A 16,611-nucleotide genomic window follows, 5' to 3' on the forward strand; every position below is an offset into this window, starting at 1 on the left:
GCCGTCGTGCTCCCGGCTCGCCACGAGCCGTGAGCACCGCCGAGGCGTCCGGGCCCTGCCACCGCTGCCGCATGGCCCGGACGCCTCCCCGCGCCCCGCACAGACCCAAGAAGGACGTACATGGACAAGACATCCGCCTCCCCTGTCGCCGCCGTGGCCGACATCGGCGACGGCGCCTCCCTCGCCGTCGGCGGCTTCGGCCTGTGTGGCATCCCGAGCACTCTCATCACCGCCCTCCACATACAGGGAGCCGCCGGCCTGCGAGTGGTCTCCAACAACTGCGGGACCGACGACCACGGCCTCGGTGTCCTGCTCGGTGCCGGCCGTATCGCCCGGGTCACCGGCTCCTACGTCGGTGAGAACAAGGAGTTCGCCCGCCAGTACCTCACCGGCGAGCTGGAGGTCGAGCTGGTCCCCCAGGGCACCCTCGCGGAACGCATGCGGGCGGGTGGCTGCGGCATCCCCGCTTTCTACACCCCCGCCGGGGTAGGCACCCCCCTCGCCGATGGCGGCATTCCCTGGCGTCACCAGGCGGACGGCGGCGTCGCTGTCGCCTCGCCGGCCAAGGAGACCCGTACCTTCCACGACCAGGAGTACGTCCTGGAGGAGGCCATCACCTGCGACTTCGCTCTGGTACGCGCGGCGCGCGGGGACCGGCACGGCAATCTCGTCTTCGAGAAGTCCGCCCGCAACTTCAACCCCCTGGCCGCCATGGCGGGCCGCGTGACCATCGCCGAGGTCGAGGAACTGGTCGAACCGGGAGTCCTGAGCCCGGACGACATTCACCTGCCGGGCGTGTTCGTCCAGCGCGTCGTGGCCCTCACCCCGGAGCAGGCGGCCGACAAGCAGATCGAGAAGAGGACGGTGGCCCTCTGATGGCCTGGACCCGCAACGAGATGGCCGCCCGAGCCGCGGCCGAGCTGAGTGACGGCGACTACGTCAATCTCGGCATCGGCCTGCCCACGCTCGTACCCGGCTTCGTGCTGGAGGGCGTGCATGTGGTCCTCCAGTCGGAGAACGGCATCCTCGGCACCGGCCCCTATCCGGCTGACGACGCGGTCGATCCGGACCTGATCAACGCGGGCAAGGAGACCGTCACGGTGCTGCCGGGCGCCGCGTTCTTCGACTCCGCCCTGTCCTTCGGCATGATCCGCGGTGGGCATGTCGACACCGCGATCCTTGGTGCCATGCAGGTCTCCGCCGAGGGCGACCTCGCCAACTGGATGATCCCCGGCAAGATGGTCAAGGGGATGGGCGGGGCGATGGACCTGGTCCACGGTGCTCGCCGGGTCATCGTCCTCATGGAACACACCGCCAAGGACGGCAGCCCCAAGATCGTCCCTACCTGCACACTCCCCCTGACCGGCCGCGCGTGCGTGCACCGCATCATCACCGACCTCGCCGTCCTGGACGTCACCGACAAGGGGCTCGTCCTGGTGGAGACGGCTCCCGGTGTGACCCCCCAGCACATCCTGGAGGTCACCGCGGCACCAGTGGCCGTCCCCGAGCCGGCCGCCCCGCCGGCGTAGGTTCTTCCGCCGGTCCGGTGATCCCGGACAGCCACCGGACCGGCGGAATCACGAAAGGCGTCCGCCGCCACAGACCCCGTCCCGGCCGCGTCCTGTCCGAGGCTGCCCTGCCTCGCGGCCGGGACGGTCACTCGTCCCTGCGCGGCGACAGCCGCCGAACGGCCGACGCCGTACCACCCACAGGAGAGACCCGGTGAACCACCCCTCGCCCTCCGGCCTCGAGAAGCAGCTGGAAAGGACGGCCCTCGTCCGCGTTCGAGTCTTCGACGGCCGACGGCTCACCGAGCCGCGAACGGTGGTCTTCGAGGGCGGCGTCCTCTCTGCGGACACCAGTACGTCCAGGGCACAGATCCTCGATGGCGAAGGGATGACCCTTCTCCCGGGACTCATCGACGCCCATGTCCACCTCCACGGCCGTGACACCCTCGAGCGACTGTGCTCGTACGGTGTCACCACCGCACTGGACATGGCCACCTGGCCGCCGCAACTCCTCGCCTCCCTGCGCCGGGTGACGGGTCTGACCGACATCCGCAGCGCGGGAACGCCTGCCATCGGCAGCGGCGGCCCTCACTCCAAGATCCCTGGCATGGCCGCCGACGCCATCGTCCGCTCACCCCAGCAGGCCGGCGAATTCGTTGCCGCACAGGTCTCCGCCGGCGTCGACTACATCAAGATCGTCGCTGAGGCGCCGGGCGCGGGAGGACCGGACCAGGAGACGATGAACGCGCTGGTGGCCGCGGCGCGCACACACGGCAGACTCACCGTCGCCCATGCCGCCACCGCCGGCGCGTACACCATGGCGCTCGACGCGGGGGCCGACGTTGTCACCCACGTCCCGTTGGACCGGGCCCTCACTCATCACGACATCGCTCGGATGGCCGCGGCGGGACGCGTCGCCGTTCCCACCCTGACCATGATGGAGGCAGTCGCGGCGGCCAGGACCGCTGCACCGGCCTATGACACCGCTCAGCGGAACGTGACGGCCCTGCACCGAGCGGGCGTGCCGGTCCTCGCCGGTACCGATGCCAACACCCAGCCGGGTGTGCCCGCCCAGATCCCGCACGGCCGCAGTCTCCATCACGAGCTGGAGCTTCTGGTCGCCGCCGGTCTGACGCCGGCCGAGGTTCTGCGCGCGGCCACCGCCGCTCCGGCCCTCCACTTCGGTCTGCGTGACCGCGGTGCCATCGCCCCGGGGCTCCGGGCCGACCTGCTCCTCGTCGACGGCGACCCGCTCGCCGACATCAGCGCCACCCGCAACATCCGCCACGTCTGGTGCGCCGGCCGCGCCCACACCGCGGCGTCGGCCTGAAACTCGGAGAAGGAACCTCCATGGACGCCTCTCGCGCACCACTCGTTGACGTGCACGCCCACTTCCTCACTCCCCACTACGTGGAGCAGGCCAAGAACGCCGGCCACCTTCGACCCGACGGCATGGGTGCCTGGCCCACCTGGGACAAGGCCCGCCACCTCGAACTCATGGACCAGCACCGCATCGCCACCTCCCTGCTCTCCATCTCCTCACCCGGCACCCACTTCGGCGACGACAAAGCCGCCCGCGCGCTCACCCGGCACGTCAACGAGGCCGGCGCCGACGTCAAGCGCGACAACCCCGACCGGTTCGGGCACTTCGCCTCCCTGCCCCTGCCCGACACCGACGCCGCCCTCGACGAACTCGCCTACGCCATGGACGAACTCGGCAGCGACGGCGTCACCTTCAAGACCAACGCGCACGGCACCTACCTCGGCGACCCTCGCTACGTGCCGCTGCTCGCCGAACTCGACCGCCGCCGCACTCCCGTGTTCGTCCACCCCACCTCGCCTCCGAACCACGAGGTGGTCTCCCTGGGCCGGCCGCGGCCGATGCTCGAGTTCATCTTCGACGCCACCCGCACCGTGAGCGACCTGGTCTTCAACGACCGACTTCAGCAGTATCCGAACATTCCATGGGTCTTCACACATGGTGGGGGAGCCCTCCCCCTGCTCGCCCAACGCATGGAACTGTTCCGCAGCGTCTTCGCCTCCAGCACCACGAGCACGAACCGGTCCGACACGCCCGCTCCCGAACAGATCAGCCGCCTGTGGTTCGACTGCGCAGGCACTCCCTTCCCCCATCAGATCCCCGCCCTGGCCGTGTCATGCGGCACAGAACGCCTTCTCTACGGAAGCGACTACTGCTTCACACCCGCGTCGGGAGTGACCGGGCAAGTCGACTCGGTCGATGCGGCGTCTCAGCCCGAAGCGGACACCTGGCGTGCGCTGACCACACGCAATGCCGGACGCCTCTTCCCCCGACTCCTTCGGAGTGAGTCGCACGTCGGCGGATGACCAGGCGGTGCGCCCTGAAAGGAACGTCGGGCCGAGCCCGCGCCGTCGAGGTCGTCAGCGGCATCGCGCGGTGAAACCGGACGAGGCGAGTCCCTGGCAGAAGGACGTCTGCGCCGCTCCGTAGCGGGACAGACGGCCGTCCACGAACCAGGTCGTGTCCGGCGGGAAGTCGAAGCTGCCGTCGTTCACGCCGTCCCAGCCGTACCGGAAGTCGAGGTTGATGTAGACCACGGAACGGATGACTCCGCGCAGGTCGTGGGTGCCAGGCAGGTTGGGAATGGGCCCCTGGTAGTTCATCAGGGAGAACAGCCGGCGTGTCCATTCGGCGCCACGCTGCTGCTCCAGGCCGTCCGTGCTGCCCGCGTCGGCGGTGAAGTTCATCATGCCCGCTTCGGACAGCACGACCGGCTTGCCATGGTCCTTGGCGAACTTCACCAGCTTGAGCACGTTGCCGTCGTGGTCGAAGTTGCGCCACACGGCAGCCGGGTTCCCGTGTGCGTCGGTTCCGATATAGGCGTTACGGCACTGGAGCGCGCCGACGTCGTAGTTCTGGGGCGGAGTTCCGTTGTAGAGGTAACCGCGGTCGTGGATCGGCATGCACAGCTCGTGGGCGAATACGGAGACACCCATCCAGTCGACCGCGGCGTCGCCCGGGTACATGGCCTCGAACTCACCGCGCACCGGATGGAAGACGAAGTCGAGGTTGTGTGCGGTGGAGCGGTTGTCGAGGTAGGAAGCGAGGCGGTTGAAGGCGTTCTTGTACGAGGAGCAGGCGGTGTCGGCGCAGTGGTAGTGGCTGCTGACCTCGTAGTCGAGCCGGAGTTTGAAGCGGGCCGTGGGGTGCGCGTTGGTGAAGGCCAGCAGCCTGTTCAGGGAGGCGGTGTGGCCGCCGCCGGCGATCTCGGCCGTGACGGCGCGCGAGCGAGCGGCCTTCGCGTTCTCGTCGCCGCCTTCGAAGCCCGGCGGGTTGTCCTTCCAGCTGATGCCGATCTGGACGGTCTTTTCCCGGGAGGCGAGGAACTCGGCGTAGTCGCGGTGGCCGGAGCCCACCCAGTCGCCCGAGCGCAGTTCGTAGTAGACGGAACCGCCGTCGGCGTTCTGCCCGAAGGTGTGGAAGTCGTCCCAGGCGCCTCGGGTGGACTGCCCCAGCAGCAGTTCGGGAGCGCCGGCTGCCGTCGCGCCCGCGGTGCGCGCGTCCGCGGTGGCGGGTTGAGCAGGCGATGGGCCCTGTTGGGCGTTGGCGGTGCCGGTCAACAGCAGCGCGGCGGCGGCTGCGGCGGCGAGGGCGCGCAGTGTGGTGGTCAGGTGTCGGAGGTTCGGCACGGTGTCTCCTCTGCCGGGGTACGGCGGGGTGACCCGGGAGGGCCCGGGTCACCCGTCGGTTGTGGACCACTGGTCAGGAAGCGGTCCAGGTGTAGGTCGGCGTGGTGATCTGACTCGTCTGCGTGGTGGGCTGGTAGTTGAAGGAGTATGTGAGCTTGGCGCCGGTCGGCACGGACACGGGAAGTTCCCAGCGGTCGTCGGCTTCGTCACGGACGAGGAAGTGGTTCTGTGGTGAGCCGCCGTTGACGCGGTACTGCACGGTGACGAACGTCAGGTCGTATCCCTTGGGAGCGAACCAGATCGCGGTATTCCCACTGCCGCTGACACCATGGTTGAACTCGGCGGTGTTCCCGGGCTCGTCGGTCGGAGTCGGCGTAGGCGTGGGTGTAGGCGTCGGAGTCGGCGTGGGCGCGGGGCCCGAAGTGCCGTTCGTCCACATGGGCTTCTTGATCTCTGCCAGGAAGTTGGCCTGCACCGTGGGATCGGCCTGGACGCGGGAGTCGCCCCAGTTGCCGTTCGCGCAGCCGGGGGCACCCGCCTGCGCGCCGGGTGCGCACTGCCACTGGGTCTGGGCGTCCCAGTTGGTGTTGATGTACGCGGCCGCGCGGATGACGTCCTTGTTGCGAGTCACCCAGTCGAAGTAGCCCGCGTGCCAGCCGTCCCAGATGGCCTGACCGCTCGACGGAGCCGGGTTGTTGCGGAAGATGCAGCTGCTGGTCTTCGCTCCAGTGCGGGCTCCTTGCGGCGCGGCCTCGGAGACCATGGCCGGCTTGCCGTGGGAGCGGGCGAAGTCGAGGATCCGGTTCTGCAGACCGACCGGATCGGTGTCGTAGGAGCCGCAGCCCCACTGGGTCGGCACAGAACGGGAGTTGTAGAAGGAGGACAGGCCCACCCAGTCCACGTACTGGTCACCCGGATACCAGTCGTTCAGGTGGCCCGGGTCGGTGACGACGTAGTTCCACTCGGGGTGGTCGGGATGGGTGTTCACCGGCCATGCGGCGCTCTGCCAGACGGTGGCGACGCGGGTGGCGCCGAGGGCGTCGATGCGACCCTTGATGTAGCGGAAAGCCTCCTTGTAGTAGTCCGAGTTGTAGCAGTTCCAGGGACCGTCGAACTCGTAGCCGATGCGCAGCAGGATGTCCCGGTCGTAGCCTTTGAACCGGTTGACCATCTCGTCGACCTTGGCCCGGTAACGGGTGATCAGGCTCGGGTTCCCGGCGGTGACGTCAGCGTCGTTCCGGCCGATGATGGCGCGCAGCGGCTGGTTGTTGCAGCCGGAGGTGGCGTCGGAGAGATAGAGACCGACGGCGACCGTGGCGCCGGGGTACTCCCGCATCGTCCGGGCGAAGTCGACGGTTCCCGCGCCCCAGTTCGCCGGTCCGGTCATGCCGGCCAGCGGTTCGGGCGAGCCCCCGAGGACGAGGTTCGTGTACAGGGTCACGCCACCGGGTGCGGGTGCGTTCAGTGAGGCCTTGTCCAGCACGTCCGTGCGGTAGTCGGACAGGGTGTCGCTGTCCTGGCCCATCACCAGCATGACCTTGCCGTCGGCGGGGACGCCCCGGTCGGCGGGGGCGGCGGCCTTGGCCGTGGAGGAGACGCCGGCGAGGGCGAGCAGGGCGGCGAGGGCGACGGCCCCCGCTCCCACCGTCCGTGGGACGGATCTGTGCGGTCGTAGGAAGGACATGCGGGTGCCTCCGATTCGGGCGGCCGGGCGAAGTGGGGCCACCGGGCGCTGTGTATGCGGCGGTCGCATGCTGCTGTCCTGGACATGGCCGGTCAAGGCGATGCGAAAGTTTCGTAAGTCTCTACAGGTCAGCGCGTTGCCGCTACGAAACCCCGCCGGGCGAGGCGTGAGCGACTTGCTTGGGGGAGAGGGGCGAGGTGGCCATCTCCGCTGTTCACAGGCTCTCCTGACGGACTTGTCCCGTCGAGTGAGTAGCTCTCTCCGGGACGAGGCTGCCGATCCCGCGTCAGTTTTCGCGAAACTCTTGACATGCTTTTCGCGGACGGCGACCTTTGTGCCACCCCATCCCGCCCCTCTCCCGGAGGATCACCATGGGCCGTACGCGTGCCCGCAGAATCACCGTCGCGCTCGCCGCCGCCACGTCGCTCATCGCCCTTCCCGCCTGCGGTTCAGGCTCCGACGCGGCAGACGGGAAGATCACCCTGACGGTCGCGACCTTCAGCGACTTCGGTTACAAGCCCCTGATCGAGGAGTACCAGCGCACCCACCCCGACATCGTCATCAAGGAGCGCATCTCCCAGTTCGACCAGCACCACAACCAGTTGTCCACCCAGATCGCCTCCGGCAGCGGGGCCGCGGACGTGGTCGCGATCGAGGAGGGCTACCTTCCGAAGTTCCGTGCGGTGAAGGACAAGTTCACCAACCTCGCCGACCACGGCGCCATGGACCGGAAGGGCGAGTACCTGGGCTGGAAGTGGGAGCAGGGGACGCTCGGCACCTCCGACTTCGTCATGGGGTACGGTACCGACGTCGGCAGCCTCGCCATCTGCTACCGCAAGGACTTGTTCGCGAAGGCCGGCCTGCCCACCGACCGCACGGAGGTCGGCGAACTGTGGCCCACCTGGGAGGACTACTTCGCCACGGGCGAGAAGTTCCAGTCCAAGGTGAAGGACAAGGCGTGGTTCGACAGTTCGGGCAACATCTTCACCGCGATGATGAACCAGACCGAGTACGGGTTCTTCGACGCTCAGGACCAGTACATCGGGGACAGCAACCCGAAGGTCCGTGAGTTCTTCACGGCGACGGCGAAGGCCACCGACGGCCAGCAGTCCGCCAACCTGCAGCCCTTCAGCCAGCAGTGGAACGCGGGCATCAAGCTCGGCCGCATGGCCACCATGACCTGCCCCGCGTGGATGACCGGCCAGATCAAGACGGCCGCGGGGGAGGCCAACGCCGGCAAGTGGGACATCGCCGCGGTCCCGGGCGGGGGCGGGAACTGGGGCGGCTCGTTCCTCACCGTTCCCAAGCAGAGCAAGCACGTCAAGGAAGCCGCCGAACTGGCCGACTTCCTCACCTCGGCCGCCTCGCAGAAGAAGATCTTCACCGGGCCCGTGGGAGCGCTGCCCTCCCTCGTGCCGGTCCTCGACGACCCTGAGGTCCAGGGCACGAAGCAGGAGTACTTCAACGACGCACCGACCGGAAAGCTCTACGCGGCGTCCGCGAAGTCCCTGAAGCCCAACTACCGCGGCACCAAGGACCAGCAGGTCCGCATTCCGTTCGGCAACGCCCTTCAGCTGGTCGAGCAGGGCAAGGCGGACCCGCGGGAGGCGTGGGACAAGGCTCTCGACGAAGCGGAGAAGAACCTTCGCTGACGTCGAGCCGGTCGGCTCGGGCAGGTCCCGGCCGACCGAGCCGGGCGGCGGCCCAGCCTCCCACGCCCCGGTCGCCGCCCGGCGTCCCTCCGGCCCAGGCCCGGCCGGCCCCTTTCTTCCGCCCTCTACACCCAACGGAGAACCAGCATGGCGGTTCAGACCCGCCCGTTGCCCGGCCGTGTACGCCGCGAACGTCGTCCGTCGTGGCTGCGCCCGGAACGGCATCTGCTGCCCTACCTCTTCATCGCGCCCTTCTTCGTCGTCTTCGGAGTCTTCGGCCTCTACCCCCTGCTGCAGACCTTCTGGGTCTCCCTGCACGACTGGGACCGCCTCGCCGGGCAGGGGCAGTGGGTGGGCTTCGACAACTTCACCCGCCTGCTGGACGACTCCGACTTCTACACGGCCACGTTCAACACCCTCAGCATCTTCGTGCTGTCCACGGTTCCGCAGCTGCTGGCGGCTCTGGGGCTCGCCTGGCTGCTCGACCGGCATCTGCGGGCACGCAGCGTGTGGCGGGCGCTGGTTCTCGTGCCCCAGTACGTCTCGGTGGTCGCCGTCGCCCTCGTCTTCTCTCAGCTCTTCGGCCGGGACTTCGGCATCGTCAACTGGGCCCTGGAGGGCATCGGAGTCATCGACGACCCGGTCGACTGGACCGCGGACACATGGAGTTCGCATCTCGCCATCAGCTTCATGGTGATGTGGCGGTGGACCGGCTACAACGCGCTCATCTTCCTGGCCGCCATGCAGGCGGTGCCACGCGACCTGTACGAGTCCGCCCAGATCGACGGTGCCTCCCGTTTCCTCACGTTCCGCAAGGTCACCCTCCCGGCGATCCGGCCGACCATCGTCTTCACCGTGGTGATCTCGACCATCGGCGGCCTCCAGCTCTTCGCCGAGCCCTTCCTGTTCGACCAGCAGGGCAACGCGGAGGGCGGGGCCGAGCACCAGTTCCAGACGCTCACGCTGATTCTCTACAAGTACGGCTTCATCAACAACGACGCCGGCTACGCGTCAGCCGTCTCCTGGGTGCTCTTCCTGGTCATCGCGGTCGTCGCGGCGGTGAACTTCCTGCTCGCACGCCGTGCCGAGCGCCGCTGACACCCGACCGACGCCTCCCTTCGCCCACAGAGGAACCGACATGGCCGTCACCGCACCCACCCGGCCTCCCGCCGCTCGCGAGAACCGCGGGCGCTTCAAGCCGCGTACCGTCCCGCGCCGCGGACCCGGAAGGCTCGACAAGGCGGGCCCCTTGGCCTACGCCCTGCTCGCGGCGATCACCGCCGCGTCCGTCTTCCCCCTGTACTGGAGTTTCGTCGTCGCCTCGCACGACGACAACTCCGTCCTCGCCGGCTCCACACCGCCACTGGTCCCCGGCGGCCACCTGATCGAGAACATCCAGCGCGTCTTCGAACTCTCCGCCTTCTGGCAGGCCCTCGGAAACTCACTGATCGTGGCCTCCACCACCGCGGTGTCCAACGTGCTGCTGTCCTCGCTCGCGGGTTTCGCCTTCGCCAAACTCCGCTTCCGCGGGCGCAACCCGCTGCTCGTCTGCGTCGTGATCACGGTGATGGTGCCCACCCAGCTCGGCATCATCCCGCTCTACATGCTGGTGACGGACATGGGCATGTACGGCAAACTCTCGGCGCTGATCGTGCCCGCGCTGGTCTCCGCGATCGGGGTGTTCTGGATGCGGCAGGCCGTCGAGGAGAACATTCCCGACGAACTCATCGAGGCCGCCCGCATGGACGGAGCCGGGCTGCTGCGCACCTACTGGCACGTTGTCGTACCCGGTGTGCGCACCACAGCGACCGTGCTCGGCATGTTCACCTTCATGTTCGCCTGGAACGACTACTTCTGGCCGCTGATCGCCCTGCCGCCGGAGAACGGCACCGTGCAGATCGCCCTCAACCAGCTCGCCGCCGGCTACTACACCGACTACACCCTCATGCTCGCGGGCGTCGTGGTGTCGGTGCTGCCCGTGCTCGTCGTCTTCACCGTCCTGGCCCGCCGGATCGTCTCCGGTGTGATGGCCGGCGCCGTCAAGGGCTGACCGCCCCCACGTTACGGAGTCCCATGACCACCCTGCCCTCCGTCCACGACCAGGACCGCCCCGGCCGCCGAAAGCCCGCGTCCACCGACACGACGCACGCGGCGACCATCGTCAACCCGGTGCTGCCCGGATTCCACCCGGACCCCTCCATCCTGCGCGTCGGCGACGACTACTACATCGCCACCTCCACCTTCGAATGGCTTCCGGGCGTCTCCGTCCACCACTCACGCGACCTCGTCCACTGGAAGCCGCTCGGCGGCGTGCTGCGCGAGCAACGCCTCATCGAGCTCGGCGGCCGACCCGACTCGGGAGGCGTCTGGGCACCCTGTCTGTCGTACACCGACGGACTGTTCCACCTGGTCTACAGCGATGTCACCAACCTCTCCGGAGCCTTCAAGGACGTAGCCAACAGGGTCACCACCGCGCCCGCGCTGGACGGACCCTGGTCCGATCCCGCCCCCTTCCCCTCCCACGGGTTCGACCCGTCCCTCTTCCACGACGACGGGCCGGACGGCGACGGACGCAGCTGGGCCCTGTGGATGCAGTGGGACCACCGGCCCGGCCGGCACCCCTTCGCCGGGATCCTGCTCCAGGAATGGGACCGCAACGAGCGGCGCGTCACCGGCCCGGCCCACCCGATATTCGGGGGCACCCGCCTCGCGCACACGGAAGGCCCTCACGTCTACCGGCGCAGCGGCTGGTACTACCTGGTGACGGCGGAAGGCGGCACCTCCTGGGGACACGCCGTCACCGTCGCGCGCTCCAGAAGGATCACCGGGCCCTACGAGGCGGACCCGGCCGGCCCGCTCCTCACCTCAGCGGGTCACGAGAGACTGCCCCTGCAGAAGGCCGGCCACGGCAGCCTGGTGGAGACGCCGGCCGGCGAGTGGTACCTCGCCCACCTCATGGCCCGCCCCCTCAGCCCCCTCGGCCCTTGCGTACTGGGCAGGGAAACCGCACTCCAGCGCGTCGAGTGGACCCCGGACGACTGGCCCAGGCTCGAGGGAGAGCGGCCCACCGGGGACCAGGACAACGCCGTGCCGAGAACCACCGTTTCCGGCCCCCGCCTTCCACCCGCCCCGATCGTCCGCCCACCCGCCCGCGACGACTTCGACCAGCCGGCCCTCACCACGCCATGGTCGACCCTGCGCCGGCATCCGGACCCCTCCTGGATCACTCTCGGCGAGCGACCGGGACACCTGCGGCTGCGCGGAGGCCAGTCCCTGGGCTCCACACACGGACAGAGCCTCGTGGCCCGCAGGCAGCAGTCGCTGCGCTTCGACTTCGCCGCACACCTCGACGGCGAGGCGCGATCACCGCTCCAGATGGCTGGCATCGTCCATTACTACAACTCCGGCCTGTGGCACTACCTGCACTTGACGTGGGACGAGGGCCTGGGCCGAGTATTGAGAGTCGGCGTCTGCGCGCACGGCGAGTACTTCGAACCGGCCTCGCCGGTCCCCGTCCCCACCGGCCCACTCGAACTGCGGCTCGCGGTCCGGGAGGCCCAGGGCAACTTCTTCTGGCGCGCCACGCATGCCGCAGCGTGGCAGCGGATCGGCCCGGACCTCGACGTCACCCGCCTCTCCGACGAGAGCGCCACGAAGGGCGATCCGGCGACCGGCCACTTCACGTCTTGGGGCTTCACCGGAGCCTTCGCCGGACTGTGCGCCCAGGACCTCACCGGCGCCGGCATGACGGCCGACTTCGACTGGGCCGAGTACCGGGAAACGGCGCCCGATCCCGGTGAACGGCCGTGAGCGCGGGGGGCGGGGCACACGGCGACCGGCCGTTGGTCTTCCCGATGAGGCACAGCACCCACGACTCGACCGAACGGACGACACGGATGACGGCGGAGAACCCGGAGGACACCGGGAGAGTCACCCTGAGTACGATCGCGTCCGCGGCCGGTGTCTCCGTCTCCACCGTCTCCAAGGTCCTCAACGGACGCTCCGACGTGTCCACGGACACCAAGGACCGTGTCGAGTCGGTCATGGACCGCCTCGGATACCGGCGCCGCCCGGCACGGCGCCGCGGCGCCGTCATCGACCTGGTCCTCAACGAACTCGACAGCCTCTGGTCGATCGAGATCATCCGTGGGGTCGACGAGGCGCTGCACGCCGCGGGTGCCGGCATGGTCCTGTCCGCGGTGCACGGACGCAGCTCGGACACCCGCGAGTGGATCGACCAGATGGCGGCGCGTCGCAGCAACGGAGCCATTCTGGTCGTCTCCGACCTCACCCCCCAGCAGCGGCGGCGACTGACCGCCATGGACGTTCCCTTCGTTCTCGTGGACCCCGTCGGAAACGTCGACGCGCTCGTCCCCACCGTGGGAGCGACCAACTGGGCCGGCGCGGTCAGCGCCACCGAGCACCTCATCGAACTGGGCCACACCCGCATCGCGCACCTGGCGGGACCGCGCCAGGTGCTGTGCAGCAGAGCCCGCGCCGACGGCTTCTGGGCGACGATGGAACAGGCGGAACTGCCCGTGCCGGAGGGCTGGACACCCAACGGGGACTTCAACGACGACTCTGGGAGAAGGGAGATGACCAGACTCCTCGACCTGGCGCACCAGCAGGGACAGCAGCCGCCCAGCGCCGTCTTCGCCGCCAGCGACCTCCAGGCCCTGGGCGCCTTCGAGGTCCTGCGCGCACGTGGCTACGCCATTCCGGAGGAGGTCAGCGTTGTCGGCTTCGACGACCTGCCGGTCGCACGATGGACCCACCCCCCTCTCACCACTGTCCGACAGCCGCTTCTCGACATGGCGGCCATGGCCGCGAACACCCTTCTCCGCATCATCGACGGCGAACCAGCCGAGCACCTACGCCTCGAATTGGCGACGCAGTTGATCGTCCGGGGCAGTACGGCGCCGCACGCGCGCGTCGGCCGGCATCATGCGTGATCTTCCGTTCTCAGGCGCGCTGCAACCTTCATGTCCGCCCGTTCGGGCCACCCCACGGAGCCCAGGCAACGGTCGGCGCGGCGCGGAAGTGCCAACCGTCCGCTGTCTCCGGCCAGAAACCGAGGGAGCCGTGTGCGGTGAAGAAGGCTGCGGCCCGGCGGAGGAAGCCGGCGCAGGTGGACGCCTTCTCATCGCCGTGGACCTTGCCGCAGGCGACGGCGGAGTGAATGTAGTCGAACCCCATGCCACTGCGGGTGACGCGGCCGGCCTGGCGGCCCAGGACCTTGTGTCCGCCGCCGTCGGGGATACGGCCGAGTCTCTTGACGTCGACGTGGACGAGTTCGCCGGGCCGGTCGCGTTCGTAGCGGCGGATGATCTGTCCGGTGGGCCGATTTAGGAAGGCCAGGCGGTTCAGGCCGTGGCGGACCAGGATCCGGTGGGTGGTCGAGGCGGGCAGTCCCAGGACCGGGCCGATGCGGGCGGGACCGAGTTGTCGGTCCTGTCGCAGGCGGCACACCTGGGCCTCGGTCGTCGCCGGGGTGCGGTGCGGTGTTGTGCGAGGGCGGCTGGAGCGGTCGTGCAGTCCTTGCTCGCCTTCGGCCCGCCAGCGGCGGACCCACTTGTGGGCCGTGACGCGCGAGATGCCCATCTCGGCTGCGACATGCGCGATGGGACGGCCCGTGCGGACACGCTCGATGAGCAGCCGCCTGCCGTGAACGGTCAGCCGGGCATTACGGTGGGACACGAAGACCTCCGTGCGGTGCAGTCCTAGACAGCTCCACCACACCGGAGGTCTTCGCCATGATCAAGCCCGGTGGGTGTCAACAACGCTCGTGATCGATACACCTAGCCGGTGCGCAGGGCCAGCCAGTCGACCTCGGCATATCCCTGGCCCTTCGCCAGACGAACGCGGTTGGCGCCGGCCCGCAAAGTGAGCCGGACGGTGGCCGTGCCCAGGACGGCGTCCTGCTTCGGTGTACTCAGCCAGGCTCCGGTCGACGGATAGTGCACCGTACCCACGGCGGTCCCGTCGACGGAGACCGAGTGATCCGCCTCCTGGGCCAGTCCGTTGGCGTAGCCGACGTCGACCAGGTATGAGCCCGCACGCGGGGCGTCCACGGTGAACTCGACCGAGCTGGAGGGCCGGTCGATGCCGCCGACGTAGTCGGGGAACTCGTTCCAGCGGTAGTGGCGGATCGTCGCGTCGTTCACGTCGGCCGACTCGGCCTCGTAGCGGTGTGTGTCCGGTCGTACGTCTATGTGGTCCAGCTCGGCGTAGCCGACGCCCTTTCCGAGGGTGACCGTGTTGGCTCCCGCCTCCAAGGCTACGCGCGTCGTCGCGGTGGACAGGGTGGCGTTGGCCCAGGCACCGGTGCTCGGATAGGTGACAGGGCGTTGTGGTGTGTCGCCGACCCGCACAGAGTGAGTGGCCGCACTGGTGGTGCCGTTGGCGTAGCGGACGGTCATCGTGTGGATGCCGGCGCGCTCCGCGTGGACGGTGAAGGCGACGGAGCTCGAGGCGCCGTCGATGCCTCCCACGTACCCCCGGCCCGAGGTGAGGGCGGTGTCGCTGCCGAGGTGAAGCACGGTGGCGTTCTGCCGGGCATCCTCCGCCTCGTACTTGCTCGGGTAGGCGGCAGCGGGGCCGGCGGGCTGGACGGTGACGCGGTATCCGTTGAGCCGTTCCATCCTCCGGATCGGAACGGCAAGGTTCCCGCCCGCGTCGAGCGGGAGCACCTTGTCGTACACGTTGTACGCGCCCGTCTGCGGGTCCCCCGCGCGGTCCGGCCGCTGGTCGGTGGCCAGCGGGTCGGTGGTCCACAGCGCGTAGTCGACGCGCACGCGGACCTGGGGGCCAAGTCCTCTGGCGGCCAGGCCCAGCAGCCGGACGTCGATGTCGCCGTCATCGCCGCCGGCGAGAACCGTCACGGTGCGGGCGTCCGCGTCCCAGGATGCCACGCCGTCGGATGCCTGGTAGTGCCGTGTGTCCCAGCGGCTGACGGCCAGCTGTTCGCCGCGCAGCTGCCGGAACCAGTTCATGAAGTGCCAGCCGCCGTTTGGTCTGAGCCCGGCGGAGGTGCGGCGCAGGGTGTTGCCGAGCAGTCCAGGGTTGGTGTAGATGCCCATCGCGGCGGAGTCGACTCCGTAGCGGGCGAACTCGGCCCAGTGCTTGACCATGGTGCCCGGCACGCCCTCGAACTCGCCGTTGCCGGGACCGTACTCCTCGATCATGACGGGCCTGGGGGAGATGTTCAGCTCCCTCTCCAGAGGGCGGTAGTAGCGGGTGAGGGCTTCGGGGACGTCGCCGGGGCTGGGGCCCAGACTGTGCCAGCCGATGATGTCGGGCAGGGTGCCGGTGTTCTTCGCGTTGATGAGGAAGTCGCGCATCCGGGGCTGGCGGTCGGGTGATTCCCAGGGGTTGTAGTGCTCGTAGTTCGGTCCCATCACCTTGACCGTCGGGTCGATCATGCGGATTCTCCGCACCGTCTCGGTCCAGAGCCAGTTGACCTTGGCGTCATAGGTGGCGCCCGGAACCCGTGGGTCGGTCATGAAAGGGCTGCCGGCGTGTGGACCGAGCTTGTTGTCGGGCTCGTTGAGGGGCGCCACCGAGTGCAGGACGTCCTTGTACTTCTGGATCGAGCGGGTGGCACTGTCGACCTTGCCCATCCAGTCGTCGATGCCCTTCCAGACATACGGCCAGCCGCCCATCAAATCGTTGTACCGGCCGACCATCTTGACACCGGTCCCGCGGAGCTTGGCCGCGACGGACTCGGTGGAACTCGGGTAGGAGGTGTCGCCGTCCCGGCTCTGGTGCTGCGCGAGCAGCACCTGGGAGCCGTCGGTGAGACCGACCGGGGTGTCCGGAGTGGTGGTCACGCCGAACAGGGTGCCGAGCCCGGCCTTCGACAGGGGGCCCGACCGGCGTCCCGTGTCGACGGTGATGACTTCCGGCTCGGCCGCCGCGGCCGCCGGGCTGAGGTCTCCGCCCGCCGTGTCCGGGTGCCAGGGCACCAGCAGGGCGGCCACCAAGGCCGCGGTGGCGAGTACGGTCGTGGTGCGGGCGGCCTGTCCAAGGGGCATGTGAGTTCCCTTCGTGAGGGTGGAGGGACAGTGGGTGGGAGCGCTCCCGGCGGTGACAGCGGCAC

Annotated in this window: 12 protein-coding genes and 1 pseudogene; 9 read left to right on the forward strand and 4 right to left on the reverse strand. The window is 69.0% G+C overall.

Annotated features, from left to right (window positions below):
- The first annotated feature begins 120 nt into the window (after window positions 1–120).
- From ACFC1X_RS16155 to ACFC1X_RS16170, 4 genes are all read left to right on the forward strand, one after another.
- Complete coding sequence (locus tag ACFC1X_RS16155; protein WP_376353730.1) at window positions 121–876, forward strand: CoA transferase subunit A; 756 nt, start codon at window positions 121–123, stop codon at window positions 874–876.
- Entirely contained in the window at window positions 876–1,529 is a 654-nt protein-coding gene (locus ACFC1X_RS16160) for a CoA transferase subunit B (RefSeq protein ID WP_376353732.1), read from the forward strand. Before ACFC1X_RS16155 ends, ACFC1X_RS16160 begins: the two co-directional genes overlap by 1 nt.
- A 193-nt stretch (window positions 1,530–1,722) precedes the next feature.
- Window positions 1,723–2,838 carry an amidohydrolase family protein gene (locus tag ACFC1X_RS16165; RefSeq protein WP_376353735.1) on the forward strand — a complete coding sequence of 372 codons (1,116 nt, stop codon included), beginning with the start codon at window positions 1,723–1,725 and terminating at the stop codon, window positions 2,836–2,838.
- 20 nt (window positions 2,839–2,858) lie between these two features.
- Entirely contained in the window at window positions 2,859–3,854 is a 996-nt protein-coding gene (locus ACFC1X_RS16170) for an amidohydrolase family protein (protein WP_376353738.1), read from the forward strand.
- A gap of 54 nt (window positions 3,855–3,908) precedes the next feature.
- Here ACFC1X_RS16170 and ACFC1X_RS16175 read toward each other — a convergent pair whose 3' ends face one another.
- On the reverse strand, window positions 3,909–5,177 hold the full coding sequence (locus ACFC1X_RS16175; RefSeq protein WP_376353739.1) for a hypothetical protein: 1,269 nt from the start codon (window positions 5,175–5,177) through the stop codon (window positions 3,909–3,911).
- A gap of 73 nt (window positions 5,178–5,250) precedes the next feature.
- Entirely contained in the window at window positions 5,251–6,861 is a 1,611-nt protein-coding gene (locus ACFC1X_RS16180) for an endo-1,3-beta-xylanase (RefSeq protein ID WP_376353741.1), read from the reverse strand.
- Between the two features lie 371 nt (window positions 6,862–7,232).
- On the opposite strand from ACFC1X_RS16180, the gene ACFC1X_RS16185 reads away from it, so the two are divergent.
- The 5 genes from ACFC1X_RS16185 to ACFC1X_RS16205 all read left to right on the forward strand — a co-directional run bounded on the left by ACFC1X_RS16185 (window position 7,233) and on the right by ACFC1X_RS16205 (window position 13,465).
- Window positions 7,233–8,513: an ABC transporter substrate-binding protein gene (locus tag ACFC1X_RS16185; RefSeq protein WP_376353744.1), complete on the forward strand. Its 1,281-nt coding sequence runs from the start codon at window positions 7,233–7,235 to the stop codon at window positions 8,511–8,513.
- A gap of 147 nt (window positions 8,514–8,660) precedes the next feature.
- Window positions 8,661–9,611, forward strand: a complete 951-nt coding sequence (locus ACFC1X_RS16190) for a carbohydrate ABC transporter permease (protein WP_376353746.1) — start codon at window positions 8,661–8,663, stop codon at window positions 9,609–9,611.
- A 40-nt stretch (window positions 9,612–9,651) separates the two neighbouring features.
- Window positions 9,652–10,563 carry a carbohydrate ABC transporter permease gene (locus ACFC1X_RS16195; protein ID WP_376353749.1) on the forward strand — a complete coding sequence of 304 codons (912 nt, stop codon included), beginning with the start codon at window positions 9,652–9,654 and terminating at the stop codon, window positions 10,561–10,563.
- A 23-nt stretch (window positions 10,564–10,586) separates the two neighbouring features.
- Window positions 10,587–12,323: a glycoside hydrolase family 43 protein gene (locus ACFC1X_RS16200; protein ID WP_376353751.1), complete on the forward strand. Its 1,737-nt coding sequence runs from the start codon at window positions 10,587–10,589 to the stop codon at window positions 12,321–12,323.
- Between the two features lie 86 nt (window positions 12,324–12,409).
- Window positions 12,410–13,465 (forward strand): LacI family DNA-binding transcriptional regulator, encoded by a 1,056-nt coding sequence (locus tag ACFC1X_RS16205; protein WP_376353814.1) that lies wholly within the window; start codon window positions 12,410–12,412, stop codon window positions 13,463–13,465.
- 127 nt (window positions 13,466–13,592) lie between these two features.
- Here the strand turns inward: ACFC1X_RS16205 and ACFC1X_RS16210 are convergent.
- Both ACFC1X_RS16210 and ACFC1X_RS16215 read right to left on the reverse strand, forming a co-directional pair.
- Window positions 13,593–14,210: pseudogene (locus ACFC1X_RS16210) on the reverse strand (leucine zipper domain-containing protein); the annotation flags it as partial.
- A gap of 101 nt (window positions 14,211–14,311) precedes the next feature.
- Window positions 14,312–16,546, reverse strand: coding sequence for a CBM35 domain-containing protein (locus ACFC1X_RS16215; protein ID WP_376353754.1), 2,235 nt, complete (start codon window positions 16,544–16,546; stop codon window positions 14,312–14,314).
- Between the last annotated feature and the right edge of the window lie 65 nt (window positions 16,547–16,611).

The organism is Streptomyces sp. NPDC056128 (assembly GCF_042263835.1).
Classification (GTDB): Bacteria; Actinomycetota; Actinomycetes; order Streptomycetales; family Streptomycetaceae; genus Streptomyces.

What these genes read in the sequence shown, in the direction of transcription:
- ACFC1X_RS16155 (WP_376353730.1), top strand. Translation starts at nt 121, where the DNA reads ATGGACAAGACATCCGCCTCCCCTGTCGCCGCCGTGGCCGACATCGGC.
- ACFC1X_RS16160 (WP_376353732.1), top strand. Translation starts at nt 876, where the DNA reads ATGGCCTGGACCCGCAACGAGATGGCCGCCCGAGCCGCGGCCGAGCTG.
- ACFC1X_RS16170 (WP_376353738.1), top strand. Translation starts at nt 2,859, where the DNA reads ATGGACGCCTCTCGCGCACCACTCGTTGACGTGCACGCCCACTTCCTC.
- ACFC1X_RS16180 (WP_376353741.1), bottom strand. Translation starts at nt 6,861, where the DNA reads ATGTCCTTCCTACGACCGCACAGATCCGTCCCACGGACGGTGGGAGCG.
- ACFC1X_RS16185 (WP_376353744.1), top strand. Translation starts at nt 7,233, where the DNA reads ATGGGCCGTACGCGTGCCCGCAGAATCACCGTCGCGCTCGCCGCCGCC.
- ACFC1X_RS16190 (WP_376353746.1), top strand. Translation starts at nt 8,661, where the DNA reads ATGGCGGTTCAGACCCGCCCGTTGCCCGGCCGTGTACGCCGCGAACGT.
- ACFC1X_RS16195 (WP_376353749.1), top strand. Translation starts at nt 9,652, where the DNA reads ATGGCCGTCACCGCACCCACCCGGCCTCCCGCCGCTCGCGAGAACCGC.
- ACFC1X_RS16200 (WP_376353751.1), top strand. Translation starts at nt 10,587, where the DNA reads ATGACCACCCTGCCCTCCGTCCACGACCAGGACCGCCCCGGCCGCCGA.
- ACFC1X_RS16205 (WP_376353814.1), top strand. Translation starts at nt 12,410, where the DNA reads ATGACGGCGGAGAACCCGGAGGACACCGGGAGAGTCACCCTGAGTACG.
- ACFC1X_RS16215 (WP_376353754.1), bottom strand. Translation starts at nt 16,546, where the DNA reads ATGCCCCTTGGACAGGCCGCCCGCACCACGACCGTACTCGCCACCGCG.